Here is a 22,267-nt window from a genome sequence, read left to right as displayed (position 1 = left end):
GTGCAGGCCATTTATAACATAGCAGAAATCTGTGCTCAGCAAGGAATCAGGCAGGTAGTATTATGTCCAGGCTCTCGCTGCGCTCCACTTACCCTGGCTTTTAGTCGACAAGGAAGCTTTAGTATCAAAGTATTGAGTGATGAACGAAGCGCTGCTTTTGTTGCTTTAGGTATGGCACAGGAGCGTAAACAAACTGTAGTGTTGATATGCACATCAGGATCTGCGCTTTACAATTTTGCACCGGCAGTAGCGGAAGCTTTCTTTTCGGGCATACCTTTACTCATACTTTCAGGCGACAGACCAACTGAATGGATTGGTCAGCAAGATGGTCAAACCATTTATCAGCAAGATATATTTGGTAAGCATGTCAAGCGATTCTTCCAATTACCCCAGGAATATGCACATGCAGATAATGTCTGGGCTATTAACCGCTCTGTTAATGAAGCCCTAAACCTAACTAACAACGAAAATCCAGGACCAGTACACATCAACGTACCCCTGCGTGAACCTTTATACCCTGTCAATAATCAACCGATACATTTTGTAAAAGATGTTCGCGTGATCAACAATACACCAAAAGAGTTTGTATTGAGTGATGATACTAAAGCCATCTTTACCAAACATTGGAAACAATACAATAAAGTATTGATTGTTGCCGGACAACAACCGGCCAATCTTGCCTTAACGCAGTTACTTCAATTCAATATTGAAAAACATAATTTACCTGTGTTGGCAGATGTCATTTCTAACCAACATAAGTTAACACAAGCCATTAAACATGCCGATGCATTCTTAGGTCAGGCACCGGATAGTTTGAAAGAATCCCTCCAACCTGAATTGCTGATTACTTTTGGTGGCGGTGTTATTGCCAAACAAGTAAAACTTTTTTTAAGGAAATATAAGGCCATTGTACATTGGCACATCGGTACTGAAGAGCAACAAGCAGATACTTATCAATCGTTAACACACACAGCTTCTGTTTCACCAGTAAGTTTTTTTAATTTTTTGAGCACTCTAGATAAAAAAGAAAATTTCGATAAGCAGAAAAAAGAAAATTATCAGCAAGTCTGGCAACTGGAAGAGCAAAAGGCACAAGCACTTATTTCTGATTTCTTCCCCGCTACAACACTAGGTGAATTTGAAATCGTAAACGATATCATTAAAAACCTTCCGCAAGACAGCAGTTTACACCTGGCCAACAGCATGAGTGTACGCTATGCGAATTATGTGGGCTTATCAGAAAATCAAAGCAGCCTTGAAGTATTTGCCAACCGAGGCACCAGTGGCATTGATGGTTGCACCAGTACCGTAGTTGGTCACTGTCTGGCGAATCCTGAAAAATTACAAGTACTGATTACTGGTGACATTGCTTTCTTCTACGATAGAAATGCCTTCTGGCATAATTATCCTCTACCCAACCTGAGAATAGTATTACTCAATAACCACGGTGGTGTTATTTTTAAATTGATTGATGGCCCTGCCGATCTGAAAGAAGTGGACGAGTACTTTGTGGCCAAACAAAAGCTAAGCGCGAAACATCTTTGTGCAGAGTTTGGCATCGATCACCTGATTATTGATTCAAGAAAAAAAGTAAGTAACCAGCTTAAAAACTTTTTTGAGAATGACGGAACACCAAAAATTCTTGAAATAGAAACGGACACTCAATTGAACAAGACTATATTTGAAAGCTTTAAGAAAAAACTAAAAGAACGCTATGAATCTTAAATATCCCTGGCAACCGATTAAAGAATACAAAGAAATTCTTTTCCATAAGTACGAAGGCATTGCCCGCATCAGCATTAACCGACCACAAGTGCACAATGCTTTTACACCACTCACTGTACAAGAAATGATTGATGCCATGAACATCTGTCGCGAAGACATGGATGTTCGTGTAATCATTTTAACGGGAGAAGGTGGTAAAGCTTTTTGTAGCGGTGGTGATCAAAGCGTACGCGGTCATGGTGGTTATGTTGGACAAGACGCCACACCTCGCCTGAACGTGTTGGATCTTCAGAAAATGATCCGCTCTATTCCAAAGCCTGTGGTGGCAGCCGTTGCCGGTTGGGCCATTGGTGGCGGTCATGTGTTGCATGTGGTTTGCGATCTTTCTATCGCTGCTGAAAATGCAAGATTTGGACAGACCGGTCCAAAAGTAGGCAGTTTCGATGGAGGCTTTGGTGCTTCTTACCTGGCCCGTGTGGTCGGTCAAAAAAAGGCTAGAGAAATCTGGTATCTCTGCGATCAATACGATGCTAAAGAGGCATTAGACATGGGGCTTGTCAATAAAGTAGTTCCACTGGAAATGCTGGAAGAAACCTATGTGGCCTGGGCAAAGAAAATGATAGCCAAAAGCCCGATCGCCTTGCGCATGCTCAAGTCTTCCTTCAATGCTGAACTGGACGGTCAGGCAGGTATCCAGGAACTTGCCGGGAATGCTACCCTCCTCTACTACTTGTCTGAGGAAGCGAAAGAAGGTAAAAATGCCTTCTTAGAAAAACGTGATCCAGACTGGTCAAAATATCCTAAGTTCCCGTAAGGGATTTAATCAAGGACAACCGCCATATTCAGAAAAGATTTTAAACAACTTTCATGGATATGGCGGTTTTTCTTTTCATCAGGCTTTACTTTATAGATTAAAAAACTGAAATTAGAGCTTACTCGTATAAGACGAATAAACATTACCATGCAAATTGAACAGAGAGAAATCTATCGTGCTATTGCTGAAATGGCTTATGTAATCGCTAAAGCTGACAAAGGCTTAAGCGCAGAAGAGCGCATGACCTTCAATCAAATTGTGGAAGAAGAACTTGATTTCAATTCCTGGGTAGCACAAAGTCGTTTCGAGTTATTGGATGAGGTTACACAACCCAGTATTGATATTGCTTACAACGAAGCCTTACACGATTTAAAAAAATACAGAGAACACCTGACCCCAGAGTTAAAAGCAACGGCTGTTCGCGTTATGCAGAAAGTTGCTGAATCGTGCAGTGGGTATAGCGAAAAAGAGAAACTCATCATCGATCGCTTTAAAAGTGATTTGAAAAGTTTATCACCAGCATGATGCAATGCATTATTCGCATACACACCTTCTGTTAAATAATAAACACATTTCACTTTCTTCCATACAACAAGGAAAGGTTACGCCTGAAAGTGATTTTGAAAAAGCAAGTCTTGATTTCATTCATCGCTGGCTGAATAATCAACAAATATTTATCCTGCAGACCAGTGGTTCAACCGGAACACCTAAAAAAATTGAAGTTACGCGTGAACAATTGATTGCCTCTGCAACAGCTACCATCAACGCATTAGGATTAAAAGAAAATGACCAGGCTTTAATCTGCTTGTCAACCCAATACATTGCCGGTATTATGATGCTGGTACGTTGTCTGGTTGGAAATCTGAATATCACTTCGGTAGAGCCAATAAGTAATCCCTTACGTCAGTTGCCTGCTGAGGCACAATTTGATTTTGCTGCCTTGGTCCCTTATCAGGCAGAAACTATTTGCACCGAAATGGGTGTTAGTGAATTGAAGCGCATCAAAAAAATAATCGTGGGGGGCGCTCCTGTTTCTGCCATGCTGATGGAAATTTTAAACAAAGCAACAAGCGATGTTTACCAAACTTATGGTATGACCGAAACACTTTCGCATATCGCTCTACAAAAAATATCCGGTGTTCATATTGACACAGCTTTTAAAGCTTTGCCCGGTGTTACACTAGATGTAGACAAAAGAAATTGTCTCATCATTCAAACCAATTATCTGCCGGTATCTATTGTAACCAATGATGTTGTTGAAATGCTTGATGCGGTCACATTTAAGTGGCTCGGAAGAGCCGACAATGTAATTAACTCAGGAGGGATTAAACTATATCCCGAAAAAATTGAAAAAACAATAGAACTTGTTTTCGCTTCACTATTTATTAATCACCCTTTTTTTATAAGTAGTTTACCCGATGCAAAGCTGGGGGATAAGGTAAGCCTGATTATAGAAAGTAAGAGTAAAATGAATGAAGAAGGCCTGCTTCAGGAATTACAAAAGCACTTACAAAAACACGAAATACCAAAAACAATTCTTTATACCGATGCCTTTGAAATGACACCTACGGGTAAGGTGAATCGCAAGGCCACCTTGCAGAAATTGTTGTCAGGGAGTTAATTTATAGTTGACAGTAATCAAAAAGCAATTGACAAGGGAGGCTTGTCTACTGTCAATTAACCCCTAATGTGCTCGCTACAGGTATATTGAGTACATAACTCAGTTGTTAATTTACTCCGTCTTATTGCCTACTGTCAACTATCAAGAAAATATCATAAAATCAGGCCTTTGAGGTATGGTCAAAGCCTTCTATTTTTGTCAATCTTAATCAATTCTTATGGGACGTGTATTTGAAAAACGTAAGCACAAGATTTTCGCCCGCAATGCGAAAATGTCTAAAGCCTTTACCAAAATTGGCAAGGAAATAAACATTGCTGTAAAAGCGGGGGGAGGTAATCCTGACACCAATTCAAAGCTTCGCACGATAATACAAAACGCCAAAGGCTTGAACATGCCTAAGGACAAGGTAGAGGCTGCTATTAAACGTGCCACGTCAAAAGATGATAAAGATTATCAGGAAGTGATCTATGAAGGTTACGGCCCGCATGGCGTACCCATTCTGGTAGAGTGTGCAACAGATAACCCTACCCGCACCGTTGCGAATGTGCGCCTTGTTTTCTCCAAAAAGAATGGCAGCATGGGCAATTCTGGTTCCGTAGCTTTTATGTTTGAGCGTAAGGGTGTTTTTAAGTTCGCACCCAATGTTTTAAACCTGGAAGAATTGGAGTTGGATTTGATCGATGCCGGTGCCGAAGATATAGAACAAAATGAAGAGGAAACCGTAATACATACCAAGTTCACAGACTTTGGGTTAATGGTAAAATTCCTGGAAGACAAAAAGATTGAAGCGATTAGTGCAGAACTGCATTATCTGCCAACCACTACCAAAGAACTCAGTGAGGCAGAACAAGACGAAGTATTAATGCTTGTTGATGCCCTGGAAGATGACGATGATGTACAAAACGTATATCACAACCTGGCCTGATGAAAAAAATACTGGCTACCTGTACAACGTTACTCATGCTCTCCATGAGTTTGTTTGCCCAGCAGGTAGATCCCGATAATTATGCACTTGAAAAACCCGTTAACATTATTCCGGGTTATTTCTACCTGGGCCTGGAAACAGGCATACCGGGCGAGCAGCTTAAACAAAATCTGCAAAGCGATTTTGGTGAAATCACCTTAGGGTTTTCTACAGGCTTTGGCTTTAATCCCTTTGGAAAAAAAAGAGCCTCACCCCTGTTGTTCGGTATCGATTTTTCCATTCATACTTTTGGGAGAGATAAAACAACTGATCCTTTCACAGATATCCGCTATAAAACCTCCTATAATAAATTCTTCATTGGCCCTGTGGCTCGTCTTTATCTTCCTGTAAGAGGAAAGTTGGCCATTTTTGGTGAAGGATTGGCAGGAGCGCATGTAATGAACAGCCGTATAAAGGTCGATCAGACCATTTTTGATGACAGTGAAGAGGAAATTTTAATTGACAGCGAAAATGATGGCAGTCTGGGTTATGGCTTCGGTATAGGCTTGCATACCAGGAAACAAGACAGCAGTGAATCTGACTTGCCCCAGGCACATGCTTCTTTCTTTATCAGACTTAGCTACTTAACTGGTGACCGCTCAAGACATATTGAAAGGGGATCTGTCAGTATTATTGATGATGTGCTCACTTATCGGACTGCCTATTCAAACACCGGCCTATTTCAAATAACATTAGGCGCCATACTCTACTAACCGCTAAAAACCGTTAATAGTCGAAATCAGTAATTTTCTATCTTCATCAACTGTAATTAATTGTTATTTTGCAGGTTATAAATAACCTCTACCCTCTTTGCCAGTGAACCCCCCGTTGGATCGCACGCATTTATTATTGCTTTTATTGATGCTCGCATCAACGGTAGGCTATGCTCAAAAAGAGATTACGTATTCAGTAGGGGCTTTCAGTGGACTCACCTCCACCTTTACTTTCGATGACGGTATCAACATCGATCCGCGTTACCAGGCTAAATATGGTGCAGATTTCATTCCCGGAGGCATACATGTGGGCGTTGATTACAATGGATTTGGTTTTATGATTGATCCACAGCTCACGCAAATCGGTCAGACTTTTAACATCCTGAATACGCAACGCGGGCAAGTTGGCGAGCGAAGTGTCAACATCACTTACTTTCAGCTTCCCTTCTCTTATAAAAAGCATATCATTGACCTATCGTTTTTCAAGGTAAGTTTTGTAGCCGGTATCAGCTATGCCCAATTATTAAATGCCCAAGAAAGCATCACGCACAGCAGAAGCAAGCTCAGTTTTCCGGCAACGGTTTACTCCATTTTACCCGATACTTATCAGGTTGAATACGATGGTGTGGTAAGTCCTCAGGTTAATAATTTAACAACCTTAAAAAAGTCAGATTTTAAAATGGTGCAGGTAATAGGCTCATTAGGTATTCGGTCTGATTGGGATATAACAGACCATGCCCGGATTTCTTTCGACTTCAGAGCCAATATGGGGGCTTTTGATCCACGATCTGCTGACTATCTTGAAAGGGCAAACAATGATCAAACCATCTATGAAATCGGTGGTGATAGAAGAGACTTATTCTTCTCCTTAACGCTCGGGTATTCCCGTTATCTTTTCATAGAGAAAAAACCTAAACCGAAAAAGATTAAACCTTTTGTTTCATACGGACCTAAACGCAAAAAACCAAAATGAGTAAACCTGTCTGTATCGTTAGCGGGGCAGCGGGAAATTTAGGAGAAGCCCTTGTGAGAAAACTTCAACAACAATTCTTTGTAGAAGCCCTTGTACGTAAAGAGCAAGCTTCTGGCGAATACGTTCACTACAATCAACTTGATCTTACCGATGAAGTGGCTGCTAATGCACTAGTCTTGCGTTGTATACAAAAGCATCAAGAGATTCACTCCGCTGCGCTCATTGCCGGTGGATTTGATATGGGCGATCTCTCTGCAACAGACTATGCTTCCATTGAGAAAATGCTCACTTTAAATTTCAAAACGGCTTATACGCTTATTCGCCCAATGTATGAACACATGCAGAAAAAGGGTGGCGGAAACATTATACTCATTGGATCGAAAAGTGCGCATCAATTAGCGAGTGGAGCTTTTGCGCTGGCCTATACACTTTCAAAAGCCATGCTGTTAAACCTGGCTGAAATACTCAATGCAGATCGAAATAAAAGTAAAGTGACCATTCATGTGATTGTACCAGGCACAATCGATACAGCAGAAAACTGTAAATCAATGCCAGCAGCAGATATGAGCAAATGGGTTACACCAGAAACACTGGCCAATAAAATTGTTGAGCTTTGTTTATCTTCTTTTGATGCCAAAGCTCAAACAATTCATACTTTTTATTAGCACTAAATATCACCCAATTGAGGACGAATTAAAATTTCCTCCACTACACTTCTTTTTGAAATCGCATGACAAGCATATACAGTAGCCGCTACATCTTCCACACTCATAAACCTGTCGTCTGGTAAATCAACACCATCCCAACTGGCTGTTTTCGTAGCCCCTGGCAATACTGCAGTTACACGAATATCATATGGCTTTAATTCTTCACGCAAACACTTCGATAAACCCAGCATGGCGAATTTAGTAATCGCATAACTACCGCCATTGGCATAGGCTTTGATACTCGCTATAGAGCAGATGTTAAAAATATGTCCGGCTTTCGCTTCCCGCATAGGCTGAATCAGGCCCCTGGTTAAGTAATAAGCGCTGTACAAATTTGCATCTATCATACTTTCCAGTGTTCCGTCTGGTTCGGTGGCAATTTCACCCGGCACAAAAAAGCCTGCATTATTCACCAATACTTCAATGGGTCTGTTGAGTGATCTTACAAAGCTTGCGAAATCATTTATCTGTTGTTTAACGGCCATATCGGCCTGAAAAATATAAAGCTTGCTACTAGCAAATCTCGTTTCTACCTCGGTCTTCATGGTGGTGAGATCGGCCATTTTACGTGCACAGATAACTGCGTCAAAACCATGCTGAAGAAATTCTTCGACAATTGCCCGGCCTATGCCTTTTGTGGCACCGCTGACTACAATGAGTTTATTCATAAAATGCTGAGTAAGATTATTTTTCTACCTTAGCAAGATAGTTATACCCCCTTTGTTATGAAGTTTTTTTATGAGGTAGGCCGTTATTTTATCTTCTTGCGGTCTCTTTTTATTAACAGAGAGTCGTTTAAAACCTATTATAAGCTTGTTTTAGACGAATGTATCTCCATTGGTATAGGATCTCTTTTCCTAGTTATACTGGTCTCCACTTTTATAGGGGCAGTATCTACCGTACAAACAGCCTATAATTTAGTAAGTCCCCTTATACCGCGTTATGTTATTGCGCAAGTAGTGAGGGAGATGACCGTATTAGAATTGGCACCAACCATTATGGCTATTATTTATGCCGGAAAAGTTGGTTCAAGCATGGCCGGTGGTTTAGGTACCATGCGGATAACTGAGCAGATTGATGCAGTTGAGGTAATGGGCATAAATTCTATCTCTTATTTGGTTCTTCCAAAAATTATAGCGTCCATGCTCATGTACCCCATGTTAGTAGTAATCGCAGGCTTTTGTTCACTTTTTGGTGGTTATTTGATTGGCGCGGCAACAGGAATTATTACACCCCCGGAATACATTTTTGGTATACGCTTCGTGTTTAATGAATTTACCATCACTTTTGCACTTATCAAGTCCGTTGCTTTTGCCTTTCTGATTTCTTCTATATCCTCTTTCAAAGGATTTTACACACAAGGTGGTGCCTTGGAGGTAGGTATTGCTACCACGGGCGCTGTAACCAATAGTGTTATCGCAGTGCTTATTGCCGATTATTTACTCGCTCAATTATTACTGGCATGATCAAGATCAAAGAAATTTCTAAATCCTTTAATGATAAAATGGTGTTGGAAGCCATTAGTGGTGAATTTCAAAAAGGAAAGTGTAATCTCATTATTGGATCCAGCGGTACTGGTAAAAGTGTGTTGTTAAAATGCATCGTTGGCTTAATTGCCGTTGATGAAGGTAAAGTGTTTTACGACATGCGTAATTTCTCAGATGCCGATCACGATATGAAAGCCGAGATCCGAAGGGAAATTGGCATGCTTTTTCAGGGCGGTGCGCTTTTCGATTCGAAAACGGTAGAGAAAAATGTCATGTTCCCACTCGACATTCTTACTAAAATGAAACCTGATGAGAAAATGGATCGGGTTAACTTTTGTTTGAAACGTGTGGGACTGGAAAATGCCGGTAAAAAAATGCCATCAGAAATCAGTGGTGGTATGAAAAAACGTGTGGGTATTGCTCGTGCTATTGTTAACAACCCTGCCTATCTGTTCTGTGATGAACCTAACTCAGGTCTTGATCCGCAAACTTCTATTCTGATTGATGAATTGATTCAGGATATTACCTATGAATTAGAAACGACTACCGTAGTGGTTACCCATGATATGAATTCTGTAATGGGTATGGGTGATAACATTATGTACTTGTACAAAGGGCATAAACTCTGGGAAGGCAGTAAAGATGATGTTACACACTCAGGTGTAAAAGAGCTGGATGATTTTGTTTTTGCCAATAAGGTGATGAGTGCATTAAGGGATAAACTGTAAGATAAAAACAGTTTTATGAGAATCGGCTTAGCTCAAATTCAATCATTAAGCGGAAATCTCAAGCACAATTTCGATCGACACATCCAAGCGGCAGAAAGTGCGTTGAAAAATCAATGCACTCTTGTTGTATTTCCTGAGCTCTCGTTGATCAACTACGAACCAACCCTTGCAAAGGAAACAGTAAGCGTATGCGATGCCTTCATCAAATCATTCCAGATGTTCTCTAATGATCGTCAAGTCAATATGCTTGTAGGCAGACCCATTCAATTAAGAGATGGCATTGGAATCGGCCTTACCCTCATACAAGCCAATCAAACACCGTCTACCTATTGTAAGCGCTATTTACATGCAGATGAGTTACCTTATTTTACAACGGGGAAAGAAGAAGTAATCTGGGATTTAGAAGAGCGAATTGCCCCAGCCATTTGTTACGAATCTACCCTGCTTGTGCATGCCGCAGAAGCAGCAAAAATGAAAGCGTCTGTGTATCTGGCAAGTGTTGCAAAATCTGCAGTTGGTATTACAAAAGTTCAGGAGCACTACGCTGCTATTAGCAAGCATCATCAGTGGTGGACATTATTAGTAAACATGATTGGTCCGGCAGATAATTTTAGAGGGGCAGGTGGCAGTGCTGTATGGAATCCTCATGGAAACAAAATAGCTTGCTTAGATGACAGGGAAGCTCTTTTATGGGTCGATACCATAACCGAGGAGTCTGGAATTCAACACCTGTCGGGAATGATCAGCACCATCGTAAAAAAACAAAGGGGCTTACGCCCCTTGTCTATTTATCTTAACAAAATAAAATCTTAATCGCCACCCTTCACGGCAACCTCATAAGAAGTTGTAATAGCAGAGAAGTATTCGCGGTTCATGCGGGCAATGTTGGTGATGCTGATGCCTTTAGGACATTCCGCTTCACAAGCACCGGTGTTGGTACAAGCTCCGAAACCTTCCGCATCCATTTGCGCTACCATTTTCTCCACACGCTCTTTGCGTTCAGGTTTACCCTGTGGCAACAATGCAAACTGAGAAACTTTAGCACTCACAAACAACATCGCAGAAGCATTTTTACAGGCGGCTACACAAGCACCACAACCAATACAAGTGGCTGCGTCAAAAGCTTCATCAGCAATCTTTTTAGGAATAGGAATTTCGTTAGCATCGGGTACACCACCAGTGTTTACAGAAACATAACCACCCGACTGCTGAATACGATCAAATGCGCTGCGGTCAACGACTAAATCTTTCACTACCGGAAATGCCTTCGCTCTCCAGGGCTCAATGGTAATGGTCTCGCCATCTTTAAAGCTACGCATGTGCAACTGGCAAGTAGTAGTTTGCAAAGGACCATGCGGGTGACCGTTGATGTATAAACTACACATACCACAAATACCTTCGCGGCAATCATGATCAAATGCAACAGACTCCTCTCCTTTTCTGATCAGGTCGTTGTTTAATACATCCAGCATTTCCAGAAAGGACATGTCTGGCGAAACATGTTCAGCAACATACGTTTTAAAAGCACCTTTGCTATTGCTGTCTTTTTGTCTCCAAATCTTTAACGTAATCTTCATAATTATTTATAGCTACGCTGTGTCAACTTAACATTTTCAAAAATCAATTCTTCTTTGTGTAATTGCTCTGGTTGGTCTTCACCTTTAAATTCCCACGCAGCTACGTAAGCATACTCATCATCCTTACGCTTAGCTTCTCCATCAGGGGTAGCAGATTCTTCACGGAAGTGACCTCCACAAGACTCTTCGCGGTTAAAGGCATCATCTACCATCAACTCACCAAGCTCTATCAAGTCAGCTACGCGCAAAGCTTTTTCCAACTCCTGATTCAATTCTGTGGCACCACCTAAAACAGCTACATTCGTCCAGAACTCTTTCTTCAAAGCCTGAATCTTTGCTTTGGCTGTTTTCAAACCATCAGCATTACGTGACATACCACAATACTCCCACATGGTTAGGCCCAACTCGCGGTGAAATTGATCTACCGTCTTCTTACCCTTAATAGCCAGCAATTTATTGATACGACTGTTCACTGTATCAACTGCTTCCTTAAACTCAGGACGATCCGTGCTTACTTTCTCATAAGGCAAACCTGACAAGTAATCACCAAGTGTATACGGAATTACAAAATAACCATCAGCAAGACCCTGCATAAGCGCACTGGCACCCAAGCGGTTTGCACCATGGTCAGAGAAGTTGGCTTCACCCAAGGCGTATAAACCTGGGATAGTTGTCATTAGATTATAATCTACCCACAAACCGCCCATGGTGTAATGGACAGCAGGGTAAATCATCATAGGGCCTTTGTAAGGATTATCTCCGGTAATCTGCGCATACATGTCAAACAAGTTACCATACTTGGCACGAATAGCCGCTTCACCATCACGCTTAATCGCATCAGAGAAATCCAGGAATACAGCTAAACCTGTTGCACCTACACCGCGTCCTTCATCGCAAACTGTTTTCGCATTTCTTGAAGCCACATCGCGTGGTACAAGGTTACCGAATGATGGGTATTTTCTTTCTAAGAAGTAATCTCTTTCCGATTCAGGAATGGACGAAGCTTCAGTTGCTTTCAGTCCGGGTTTGGCAACTTTGGGTACCCATACACGTCCGTCATTGCGAAGTGACTCACTCATCAGCGTAAGCTTAGACTGGTGATCGCCTGAAACCGGAATACAAGTAGGGTGAATTTGTGTAAAGCATGGGTTGCCAAACAAGGCACCTTTTTTATGTGCTCTCCAGGATGCCGTTACATTCGATCCTTTCGCATTTGTAGACAAGTAAAACACATTACCATAGCCACCAGTACATAATAGTACAGCGTGGGCACTATGTGTTTCTATTTTACCTGTTACTAAATCTCTGGTAACAATACCTCTTGCTTTGCCATCTACTAATACAACATCAAGCATCTCTGTACGGTTGTACATCTTTACTTTGCCGTTAGCAATCTGGCGGTTCAGGGCGCTATAAGCACCCAGTAATAATTGTTGTCCGGTTTGACCGCGTGCATAGAATGTTCTGGACACTTGCGCCCCACCGAAAGAACGGTTGGCCAACAAGCCACCATATTCACGTGCAAACGGAACGCCCTGTGCTACGCACTGATCTATAATATCTACACTTACTTCGGCCAGACGATACACGTTGCCCTCGCGCGCACGGTAATCTCCACCTTTTATTGTGTCATAGAATAAACGGTAAACGCTATCACCATCATTCTGATAATTTTTTGCGGCATTAATACCACCCTGAGCAGCAATGCTGTGTGCTCTGCGTGGACTGTCCTGAAAACAGAATGCTTTTACGTTGTAGCCAAGTTCACCCAGTGATGCTGCTGCTGAGGCGCCTGCCAGTCCGGTTCCTACAACAATCACGTCATACTTACGCTTATTGGCAGGGTTAACCAACTTCACATTGAACTTATGCTTTGTCCATTTTTCTGCTAACGGACCTTCAGGAATTTTTGAGTCTAACTTCATATATTTTAATCAGAGGTAGATGCTTAATAAAACCACTAAAAGAAGAACATGTTTAGCGGTATCCAGGCAAAAAGTGCCGGAACAACCACGGCAAAAGTTTTACCCACAAAATTGATAATGGGATTGTACTTCTGGTGGTTTAAACCCAGTGTTTGAAAGGCACTGGCGAAACCATGCCAAAGATGGAAGCCTACAGCCGTCATACAAAAAACATATAAGCCAACATACCAGCCTTTGCCAAACCATAGGGCAACGGTAGAATAGATATCTCGGTATTCAACACCATCGTAAACCACTTTTTGCATTTCAGTAAAGTGCATGGCGGCCCAAAAATCTTTTAAGTGAATAACCAGAAAAACTAATACCAGGGTTCCCAGAATACCCATATTACGCGATGACCAGGCAGATTTATTACCACTATTAACTGCGTAACGTTCTGTGCCTCTTGCATTTCTGTTTTTAATACTCAGAAAAAGAGAAACTGTGATGTGTAGTAAAATGAAGAAAAAGTTACCCTTGGATATAATTTGGATAAGCGGGTTGGTACTCATGAACTCCGCATAAATATTAAAGGACTTTCCGCCATCATCATTCAATAATTGAAGATTACCAATAAGGTGAACCAACAAAAAAAGGATGAGGAACAGGCCAGTAAGCGCCATCAGCAACTTGCGACCGAGGGTGCTGGTAAAGAGTGTGATAAACCAATTCATAGAATTATCAGAAGAATTATTTAGGTACGGAGCCAAAAATAGTTCTCAGTGGTTTAGCAAACAAAAGCCGGGATACTTTAAAAGGATTCTAAATAAGATTATTTCAACCGATTGAAAGGGAATAGCTAAGCGCCTGTGCTTAGGTTAAGCTTTCTCCGGCTGCTAAGCCATTTCAGTAATATAATAGTTAAGGCAAGTATCATATAATAAGGTTTAGCAAAAGCCGCAAAACTCGAATAACCAGATAATCAGGAGCAGAATTGTGACGGTGATGAACAAGAACCATTCTTTACGGATGAACTTGATGAGGGATTTCATGATTTTAATTTCCGACTATATACCAAGTTGGAGGCCAATACATAAGTAATTGATTACTAAACAATTGATTTTAAATAAGAATACCATTTTTCCAAAATCTGAATTACCAGACCAGGTTTTTCCATTTTTGGGATATTGAAATATTATGAATTTCAATGCAAATCAGCCGCCCTTTGTTGGCTTTAAGTTTAAAGGCTTGCGTATTTTTACACCACAACCACCACTGTTTTATGTATTTGATTTTTGATACGGAAACCACCGGGCTTCCGCGGAATAAAACTGCCCCTATTACTGATTTTGATAACTGGCCAAGGCTTGTACAATTGGCCTGGCAGCTGCATGATCATACAGGTAAGCTGATTTCGCGCAATAACCTGATAGTGAAACCAGTGGGTTTTGACATTCCCTTTAATGCAGAACAGATTCACGGTATCTCCACCAAACGGGCTTTGGAAGAAGGTGAAGATTTGCATGAAGTACTCACGCTTTTTCTTCAAGACTTAAACAAAACTGCCGTACTGGTTGGTCATAATATTGAGTTTGATATCAGTATAATCGGAGCTGAACTCTTGCGCACCGACAACAGTGCAGATAAATTCCTTTCCTTATCCAGAACAGATACTGCTGAAGCGGGTATAGACTTTTGTAAATTACCTGGTGGACCTGGCGGGCGTTTTAAAATGCCGAAGCTGGTGGAGCTACACCAAAAGTTATTCGGAAAAGATTTCGGTGATGCCCACGATGCGGCCTATGATGTAGCCGCAACCGGTCGATGCTTTTTTGGTTTGATCAACGTAAAAGCAGTAAAACCTTTCGATGGTGCCGCACCAGAAAACATCACCTACGAAGAACCTAATTTAGAGGCAGCCAACTTTGCTAAAAAAGAACAGAAACTAAGCGGAACAAAATCTACGGAAGATCATGCAGAGCGCTTAAAAGATAAACCCTTTGTTCACTTACACCTCCATTCACAATATTCAGTTTTGCAGGCAACTGCAGATATTAAACGCATCATCAACAAAGCTAAAGAAGAAGGTATGCCGGCTGTGGCACTTACTGACTTGGGCAATATGTATGGTGCCTTTAAGTTTGTACGTGAAGCACTTGACCACGGAATCAAACCCATAGTGGGTTGTGAGTTCTATGTTGCAGAAGAGAGAAAGAAGTTAAAATTCACTAAAGACAATCCTGACAAGCGCTTCAACCAGATTTTGCTTGCGAAGAATAAAGATGGTTACCACAACCTGGCTAAGTTAAGCTCACTCGGCTTCATCGAAGGGCTCTATGGTATTCATGCACGTATTGATAAAGAACTGATTACACAGTATCACGAAGGTTTGATTGCAACTACTGGTGGTCTTACTTCTGAGATCCCCTACCTGATTCTTAATGTTGGTACTAAACAGGCTGAAGAAGCTTTTGTATGGTGGCAACAACTTTTTGGTGAAGATTTTTATGTGCAATTAAACAGACATGGTTTAAAGCAGGAAGATCACGTTAACGAAGTGCTACTTGATTTTGCCAAAAAGCATGGTGTAAAATATTTTGCTTCCAATGAAGTTTACTATTTAACCAAGGAAGAAGCCGATGCGCAAGACATCCTGATCTGTATTAAAGAACAGGAATTGAAATCTACCCCAATCGGTTACGGAAGAGGCAATCGCTACGGTTTACCTAACCAGGAGTACTATTTCAAATCACAGGATGAGATGAAGCAGCTCTTCAGTGATTTGCCTGAAGCCATTGAAACACTGAGTGAAATTATTGATAAAGTAGAAAGCTATAAACTTCAACGCAACGTATTACTCCCTAAGTTTGATATTCCGGCAGGCTTTGATTCTGAAGATGTTTACCTGCGCCACCTCACTTATGAAGGTGCCCGTAAAAAATATGGTGAGTTAACACAAGCCATTACTGACCGCCTGGATTTTGAGCTTGAGACGATTAAGAAAACCGGATACCCGGGTTACTTCCTCATTGTTCAGGATTTCACAAACAAGGCAAAAGAGTTGGGCGTATCCGTTGGGCCTGGTCGTGGTTCCGCAGCAGGCTCGGCAGTAGCCTATGCCATTGGCATTACCAATGTTGATCCTATTAAATACGATTTACTTTTCGAGCGTTTCTTAAATCCGGATCGTGTTTCACTACCCGATATTGATATTGACTTTGATGATGAAGGCCGACAGAAGGTTTTAGATTATGTAATTCAGAAGTACGGTAAAAACCAGGTAGCCCAGATCATTACGTACGGTACAGAAGCTGCCAAATCCTCCATTCACGATTGTGCCCGTGTTATGGAACTTTCTCTGACAGAAGCCAACGTACTGGCTAAGCTCGTGCCGGAGCGTCCAGGGACTACGTTAGAGAAAGCTTTTGCTGAAGTACCTGAATTGAAAGAAGTCCTTAACGGCAATGACCTGCGATCAAGGGTATTGCACCAGGCTAAACGTGTAGAAGGTTCTGTACGCAACACAGGAACGCATGCCTGTGGTGTTATCATCACACCAGATGATTTGACCAAGTTTGTGCCTGTATCTACGGCCAAAGATTCCGACATGCTGGTTACACAATTCGATAACAGCGTAGTAGAAAGTGCCGGGATGTTGAAGATGGACTTCCTGGGACTGACAACTTTGTCGGTGATTAACAGTGCCATTAAAAATATTAAAAAGAGTAAGGGGATTGAAATTGTTGTAGATGACATCCCACTCGATGATGTGAATACGTATCAACTTTTTCAACGGGGTGATACCACCGGTACTTTCCAGTTTGAAAGTGTGGGCATGCAAAAGTATTTGCGTCAGCTTAAGCCCGATAAGTTTGAAGATTTAATTGCCATGAACGCCCTGTACCGTCCAGGGCCAATGGAATACATACCCCAATTTATTAACCGCAAGCATGGTCGCGAGCCGATCAAGTACGACTTGCCTGAAATGGAAGATAACTTAGCCGAAACCTATGGTATCACTGTGTATCAGGAGCAGGTGATGTTGCTTTCGCAGAAACTGGCAGGCTTTAGTAAAGGTGATGCTGACGTGCTGCGTAAAGCCATGGGTAAAAAGCAGAAAGACGTGCTCGATAAAATGAAGAGCAAGTTTATCGAAGGCTGCAGAAAAAATAATCATCCGGAAGATATCTGCGAAAAAATCTGGAAAGACTGGGAAGCATTTGCACAATATGCTTTTAACAAGTCGCACTCTACCTGCTATTCACTGGTTGCTTATCACACAGCTTATTTAAAGGCTAACTATCCGGCTGAGTACATGGCCGCAGTGCTTACCCACTCACAAAGCAACTTAGAGAACGTTACCTTCTTTATTGAAGATTGCAAAAGTTCAGGGTTAAAAGTATTGGGCCCACACGTAAACGAATCAGGGGTATACTTTGAAGTAAACAAAGCCGGAGAAATTCGTTTTGGATTAGGGGCAATTAAAGGAGCAGGTGATTCAGCCGTACGCGCCATTATTGAAGAACGTGAAACACACGGACCTTACGAAGATATTTTCGATATTACTAAACGCTTGTCTTCGAAAAGCGTAACCAAAAAAACATACGAATGTCTGGCGCAATCTGGTGCTTTCGATTGCTTTGAAGGCATACACCGCAGGCAATATATTTTCTCTAAAGATGGCGACAGCAGTCTGATTGAAAAAGCAATGCGCTATGCGTCAAAAACACAGCAGGAAGAGCTCAGCTCGCAGGTAAGTTTGTTTGGAGGAACAGCTACAGTAGCCATGCCTAAGCCCAGGGTAGAAAATGTAGAGCCCTTTAGTGAAATTGAAAAACTCAATCTGGAAAAAGAAGTTGTCGGGATTTATATTTCCGGTCATCCCCTGGATAATTTCAGGTTCGAACTTGAATCATTCAGCAATTTAAATTGCCAGCAGTTGAATGACATTGAGCCACTGCTAGGCAAAGAAGTGAAAGTAGGTGGTATTATTTCTGCGGTTGAGCACAGGACTACTAAGACCGGCAGACCTTTCGGCAAGTTTACATTAGAAGATTATAGCGGCAATTATACCTTCACCCTTTTCAGTGAAGATTATCTGAAATTCAAAAACTTCATGAATACAGGGTGGTTTGTGTTGGTGGAAGGTTCAGTAATCAAGAACAGCTGGGGACAGCAAAACGTGGAAATGAAAATTCGCGCCATTGAATTGCTGAATGAAATCGGTGTAAAGCGCTGCAAAGGTGTTCAGGCAAAACTGAATGCACATGAAATTAATGCAGAGTTGATCAAAGGCATCGAGACACTTTGCACAACCTTTAGCGGCAACACACCATTCTATTTAAAAATCAGAGACGAGCAGGAAAACATCAGTCTGGAATTACTATCGCGAAAGTTCCGCATCAACCCGATTAATGACATGGTAAAAGAAATGAAGAAGCTGGTGGAGGTTGAGGTGGTTTATTAATAGTGAAAGTTTAGCATCTATTACAGGAATAACTCTATAAAACCCAATCACACTTTTTTAGTCAAAACCCTGATATCCTGTAGCCCGAATCTGAACCGGCTGCTTTTTTGCCTTAAAGCCTATATTTTCCTGTAGTGCTTTTGAACTATTCCCCTTACCTTCGTGTTCGGTTAGTAGATTATTAAAAACTCTTACACATATAACAATGGGAAAGGCAATTGAAATAAACGACTCAAACTTTGAACAGTTTGTAAACTCTGATAAGCCTGTTTTGGTAGATTTCTGGGCAGAATGGTGCGGTCCTTGTAAAATGATCGGCCCTGTGGTAGAAGAACTTGCCGGTGAATACGAAGGCAAAGCGGTAATCGGAAAACTGAATGTAGACGAAAACCCCACCATGACAGCCAAGTTTGGCGTGCGTAGCATCCCTACCCTATTGGTTTTCAAAAATGGTCAGGTAGTAGACAAGCAAGTTGGTGCCGTTCCTAAATCGGTATTGGCACAAAAGCTTACTGCACAAATGGCTTAAATAATATAAATCTATAATGACGATAGCCAGGGGCATAACCCTTGGCTATTGTTTTTTTAGCTTAATAACGTTTATTGCCTAGTTGTTTCTCTCAATGGTAAACTGAACCAATTGCACCAGTGAGCGCTTATAAGCCGAATCAGGCAGGTCTTTAACCAATGCAATAGCATCGGTATGAAAACGATTCATAACAGCTTGTGCGTATTCTATACCGCCCGAGTTACGCACAAATTCAATCACTTCTTTCACTTTTTTAGGCTTACTGCTCTCATTACGCACAATGCCCATAATTCTTCTGCGCTCCAACCATGAAGCTTTGCTGAGGGCATGTATCAAAGGCAAAGTCATCTTCTTCTCCTTGATGTCTATCCCTAAAGGCTTACCCACCTCTTCTTCTCCGTAATCAAAGAGATCGTCTTTAATTTGGAAAGCCATACCAATCTTCTCACCAAACAAACGCATGGTTTCCACCATTTCATCAGTAGCCCCGGAAGATCTGGCACCTACCGAACAGCAGGAGGCGATCAGGGAGGCAGTCTTTTGCCTGATGATTTGAAAGTAAACTTCCTCAGTAATATTAAGTTGGCGCGACTTCTCCATTTGCAGTAATTCGCCCTCACTCATTTCCCGTACCGCGTCCGTTACTATGCTCAGTAAACTAAAATCTTTGTGTTCTACCGACAGTATTAAGCCCCTGGATAGCAGGAAGTCGCCCACCAATACTGCAATCTTATTCTTCCAAAGTGCATTAACCGAAAAGAAGCCCCTGCGATAATCCGCGTTGTCGACTACATCATCATGAACAAGGGTAGCTGTATGCAATAATTCTATGAGAGAGGCACCTCGGTACGTAGCTTCTGTAATTGAGCCCGTTGCTCCGGCAGTCAGGAAAACAAACATGGGGCGCATTTGTTTACCCTTGCGCTTCACAATGTAATTCATGATTTTGTCCAGCAACAAAACCTTCGTTTTCATAGAAGCCCTGAACTTTCGCTCAAACTCGTCCATTTCTGAAGCGATGGGTGCCTTTATGTTTGAAAGTGATAGAGCCATGTCCGCAATATTAAACCTAATTGTGGAATAGTTTTACCACTAATCAATAAGATTTGTGCACTTGATTAAGTTTTTAACTTAAATTTAGCTCATTATGAAATTTGCAGCCCTGGATAACCGCTGGGAACAACTTGTATTAGCCCTGGTCATACTGGTTTTCGCCTTTATCATATCGCTTATTATTAAGTTTAGCATTGGGCGCTTTGTGCGGATTGCCTCCTACAAACTCAAGGTTGACCCCACTAAGTATAAATTTCTTAAAAACGCAGTCGATTTCTTTGTTTACCTGATTGCCATCATTATTATTTTTAAATCTATACCAGAGCTGAATACTTTTGGCAATGGTTTGTTAGCTAGTGCGGGTATCATTGCGGCCATTGTTGGTTTTGCTTCGCAGTCTGCTTTTTCAAATATTGTCAGTGGTATTTTTTTGGTAATCTTCAGACCCTTCAGTGTAGGCGATAGAATAAAAGTAGGACAACTTTATACAGGCGATGTGGAAGATATTACATTACGCCATACCGTTATCCGCGATTTTGAAAACAAGCGTATTATATTTCCTAATACAGTTATCAGCAGCGAGGTAATTATAAATTCTACTACCTCAGATGAAAAGGTTTGCATGTTTATTGAAGTGGGTATCTCCTACGCATCGCCCATTGATAAAGCGATGGACATTATGCGGGACGAGGCACAGAAACATCCATTCTTTATAGACAATAGATCTGAGGAAGATATCACTGCAAATGCACCTGCGGTTACAGTTCGTGTTATACAACTAGCTGATTCTTCTGTTCAACTCAGGGCTTCGGTATGGGCCAAAGATCCATCAACTGGTTTTGCCCTGAAATGCGATTTGCTAAAATCTATTAAAGAAAGATTTGAAAAAGAAGGTATTGAAATACCATTTCCACACCGGGTTGTAATCATGAAGCAATAAAGATGACTAATACCAATACCAACCATAGCCCTACTGAATTGCCCCTGGGAGAAGGTCCGGTGATTCTGGAGCTCATACGCTATAACAGAGAAAGTTATGACCGCTTCAATAACCTGAGCGCTGATGAATTAATTGTAAACCTCGACAGTCAAAAAGTTAACTGGGTAAATGTAGACGGCCTACAGGATAAAGATATACTTGACAAGTTGCAGGCTCACTTTTGCCTGCACACCCTCTTGGTTGATGACATCACCAATGACCAGCGCCCTAAGGCGGAAGAATATGATGATTACCTCTTCTTTACCTTAAAAATGCTCTACCGTATTGAAGGGCGCACCATAGATTACGAACAGATCAGCTTTGTTTTAGGTACTAATTATCTCATCTCTTTTCAGGAAAAAGAAGGTGACTTATTTGATCCATTTCGTGAACGAATAAAACTTGATCAGGGGCGTGTACGCAAACAACATGCTGATTATTTATTGTATCGATTATTAGACACCATTGTTGATAACTACTATGTAATTCTGGAAAAAATTGGTGAGCAGATAGAGGATATTGAAGAAGAAATTGACAAGGGTTCTACGCATCAAACTTTCAAGCAAATACAGAAAATAAAAAAAGAACTTATTTTTCTTCGCAAGGCGGTTTATCCCTTGCGAGATGCCGTGAGTAAGCTTGTAAAAGGCGAAACAAGTTTTATCAAAGATGAGACCCTTCGCTTTTATGCCGATATCTATGATCATGTTGTACACCTGATCGATTCCTTGGATACTTACAAGGATCTGACTTCTGCCTTGATGGATATCCATATGAACACACAAAACAACCGCATGACGGAAGTCATGAAGGTATTGGCTGTCATCTCCACCATCTTTATACCCCTTACCTTTATCGTGGGTGTTTATGGAATGAACTTCGATTTCATGCCGGAGCTACATTCGCGGTGGGGCTATCCCCTAACCTGGGTAGTAATGCTAAGCATTGGAGCCGGTATGCTGCTTTACTTTAAAAAGAAAAAATGGTTTTAATAAAATTCGCAACATTTAAAAATTGGATTTATAT

20 protein-coding genes are annotated in these 22,267 nt (G+C 41.4%); 15 read left to right on the top strand and 5 right to left on the bottom strand.

Annotated features, from left to right (window positions below):
• From menD to ACO1XM_RS01595, 8 genes are all read left to right on the top strand, one after another.
• A complete protein-coding gene (gene menD / locus ACO1XM_RS01630; protein ID WP_486225364.1) occupies positions 1–1,725 on the top strand; it encodes a 2-succinyl-5-enolpyruvyl-6-hydroxy-3-cyclohexene-1-carboxylic-acid synthase in 1,725 nt (574 codons plus the stop codon).
• Positions 1,715–2,539, top strand: coding sequence for a 1,4-dihydroxy-2-naphthoyl-CoA synthase (gene menB / locus ACO1XM_RS01625; protein ID WP_486225363.1), 825 nt, complete (start codon positions 1,715–1,717; stop codon positions 2,537–2,539). The genes menD and menB overlap by 11 nt, the downstream gene beginning before the upstream one ends.
• Positions 2,540–2,686: 147 nt before the next feature.
• A complete protein-coding gene (locus tag ACO1XM_RS01620; protein WP_486225362.1) occupies positions 2,687–3,064 on the top strand; it encodes a TerB family tellurite resistance protein in 378 nt (125 codons plus the stop codon).
• Positions 3,065–3,068: 4 nt separating this feature from the next.
• The gene (locus tag ACO1XM_RS01615; protein WP_486225361.1) at positions 3,069–4,160 is read left to right on the top strand and encodes an AMP-binding protein; all 1,092 of its coding nucleotides are present in this window, start codon (positions 3,069–3,071) and stop codon (positions 4,158–4,160) included.
• Positions 4,161–4,377: 217 nt separating this feature from the next.
• Positions 4,378–5,085 (top strand): YebC/PmpR family DNA-binding transcriptional regulator, encoded by a 708-nt coding sequence (locus ACO1XM_RS01610; RefSeq protein ID WP_486225360.1) that lies wholly within the window; start codon positions 4,378–4,380, stop codon positions 5,083–5,085.
• Positions 5,085–5,837 carry a hypothetical protein gene (locus ACO1XM_RS01605; RefSeq protein ID WP_486225359.1) on the top strand — a complete coding sequence of 251 codons (753 nt, stop codon included), beginning with the start codon at positions 5,085–5,087 and terminating at the stop codon, positions 5,835–5,837. The genes ACO1XM_RS01610 and ACO1XM_RS01605 overlap by 1 nt, the downstream gene beginning before the upstream one ends.
• A 103-nt stretch (positions 5,838–5,940) precedes the next feature.
• Complete coding sequence (locus ACO1XM_RS01600) at positions 5,941–6,810, top strand: porin family protein (protein ID WP_486225358.1); 870 nt, start codon at positions 5,941–5,943, stop codon at positions 6,808–6,810.
• Entirely contained in the window at positions 6,807–7,475 is a 669-nt protein-coding gene (locus ACO1XM_RS01595) for an SDR family NAD(P)-dependent oxidoreductase (protein WP_486225357.1), read from the top strand. Before ACO1XM_RS01600 ends, ACO1XM_RS01595 begins: the two co-directional genes overlap by 4 nt.
• A 2-nt stretch (positions 7,476–7,477) precedes the next feature.
• Here ACO1XM_RS01595 and ACO1XM_RS01590 read toward each other — a convergent pair whose 3' ends face one another.
• Positions 7,478–8,185, bottom strand: a complete 708-nt coding sequence (locus tag ACO1XM_RS01590; protein ID WP_486225356.1) for an SDR family oxidoreductase — start codon at positions 8,183–8,185, stop codon at positions 7,478–7,480.
• 57 nt (positions 8,186–8,242) lie between these two features.
• Here ACO1XM_RS01590 and ACO1XM_RS01585 point away from each other — a divergent pair, with 57 nt between their 5' ends.
• The 3 genes from ACO1XM_RS01585 to ACO1XM_RS01575 are packed head-to-tail and all read left to right on the top strand — an operon-like array spanning position 8,243 to position 10,545.
• A complete protein-coding gene (locus tag ACO1XM_RS01585; protein WP_486225355.1) occupies positions 8,243–8,983 on the top strand; it encodes an MlaE family ABC transporter permease in 741 nt (246 codons plus the stop codon).
• On the top strand, positions 8,980–9,732 hold the full coding sequence (locus tag ACO1XM_RS01580; protein ID WP_486225354.1) for an ABC transporter ATP-binding protein: 753 nt from the start codon (positions 8,980–8,982) through the stop codon (positions 9,730–9,732). Before ACO1XM_RS01585 ends, ACO1XM_RS01580 begins: the two co-directional genes overlap by 4 nt.
• Positions 9,733–9,747: 15 nt before the next feature.
• Complete coding sequence (locus ACO1XM_RS01575) at positions 9,748–10,545, top strand: carbon-nitrogen hydrolase family protein (protein ID WP_486225353.1); 798 nt, start codon at positions 9,748–9,750, stop codon at positions 10,543–10,545.
• Here ACO1XM_RS01575 and ACO1XM_RS01570 read toward each other — a convergent pair.
• The 3 genes from ACO1XM_RS01570 to ACO1XM_RS01560 are packed head-to-tail and all read right to left on the bottom strand — an operon-like array spanning position 10,542 to position 13,947.
• Positions 10,542–11,309, bottom strand: a complete 768-nt coding sequence (locus ACO1XM_RS01570; RefSeq protein ID WP_486225352.1) for a succinate dehydrogenase/fumarate reductase iron-sulfur subunit — start codon at positions 11,307–11,309, stop codon at positions 10,542–10,544. The two genes, ACO1XM_RS01575 and ACO1XM_RS01570, sit on opposite strands and share 4 nt — an antisense overlap.
• A gap of 2 nt (positions 11,310–11,311) precedes the next feature.
• Entirely contained in the window at positions 11,312–13,234 is a 1,923-nt protein-coding gene (locus ACO1XM_RS01565) for a fumarate reductase/succinate dehydrogenase flavoprotein subunit (protein ID WP_486225351.1), read from the bottom strand.
• 35 nt (positions 13,235–13,269) lie between these two features.
• Positions 13,270–13,947 (bottom strand): succinate dehydrogenase cytochrome b subunit, encoded by a 678-nt coding sequence (locus tag ACO1XM_RS01560; protein WP_486225350.1) that lies wholly within the window; start codon positions 13,945–13,947, stop codon positions 13,270–13,272.
• Positions 13,948–14,495: 548 nt separating this feature from the next.
• Between ACO1XM_RS01560 and dnaE the strand changes: the two genes are divergently transcribed.
• Together dnaE and trxA are read left to right on the top strand one after the other, a co-directional pair.
• A complete protein-coding gene (gene dnaE / locus ACO1XM_RS01555; RefSeq protein WP_486225349.1) occupies positions 14,496–18,680 on the top strand; it encodes a DNA polymerase III subunit alpha in 4,185 nt (1,394 codons plus the stop codon).
• 205 nt (positions 18,681–18,885) lie between these two features.
• Positions 18,886–19,209: a thioredoxin gene (gene trxA, locus ACO1XM_RS01550; RefSeq protein WP_486225348.1), complete on the top strand. Its 324-nt coding sequence runs from the start codon at positions 18,886–18,888 to the stop codon at positions 19,207–19,209.
• A gap of 78 nt (positions 19,210–19,287) precedes the next feature.
• Here the strand turns inward: trxA and ACO1XM_RS01545 are convergent, their stop codons facing one another.
• Complete coding sequence (locus ACO1XM_RS01545; protein ID WP_486225347.1) at positions 19,288–20,262, bottom strand: polyprenyl synthetase family protein; 975 nt, start codon at positions 20,260–20,262, stop codon at positions 19,288–19,290.
• 94 nt (positions 20,263–20,356) lie between these two features.
• Here ACO1XM_RS01545 and ACO1XM_RS01540 point away from each other — a divergent pair, with 94 nt between their 5' ends.
• The gene (locus ACO1XM_RS01540; RefSeq protein WP_486225346.1) at positions 20,357–21,202 is read left to right on the top strand and encodes a mechanosensitive ion channel family protein; all 846 of its coding nucleotides are present in this window, start codon (positions 20,357–20,359) and stop codon (positions 21,200–21,202) included.
• A gap of 2 nt (positions 21,203–21,204) precedes the next feature.
• Positions 21,205–22,233, top strand: a complete 1,029-nt coding sequence (gene corA / locus ACO1XM_RS01535) for a magnesium/cobalt transporter CorA (protein WP_486225345.1) — start codon at positions 21,205–21,207, stop codon at positions 22,231–22,233.
• The last annotated feature ends 34 nt before the right edge of the window (positions 22,234–22,267 follow it).

Source organism: Chryseotalea sp. (genome assembly GCF_057350905.1).
The sequence above is the reverse complement of the archived record's forward strand: the minus strand, read 5'-3'. Positions and strand labels throughout refer to the sequence as shown.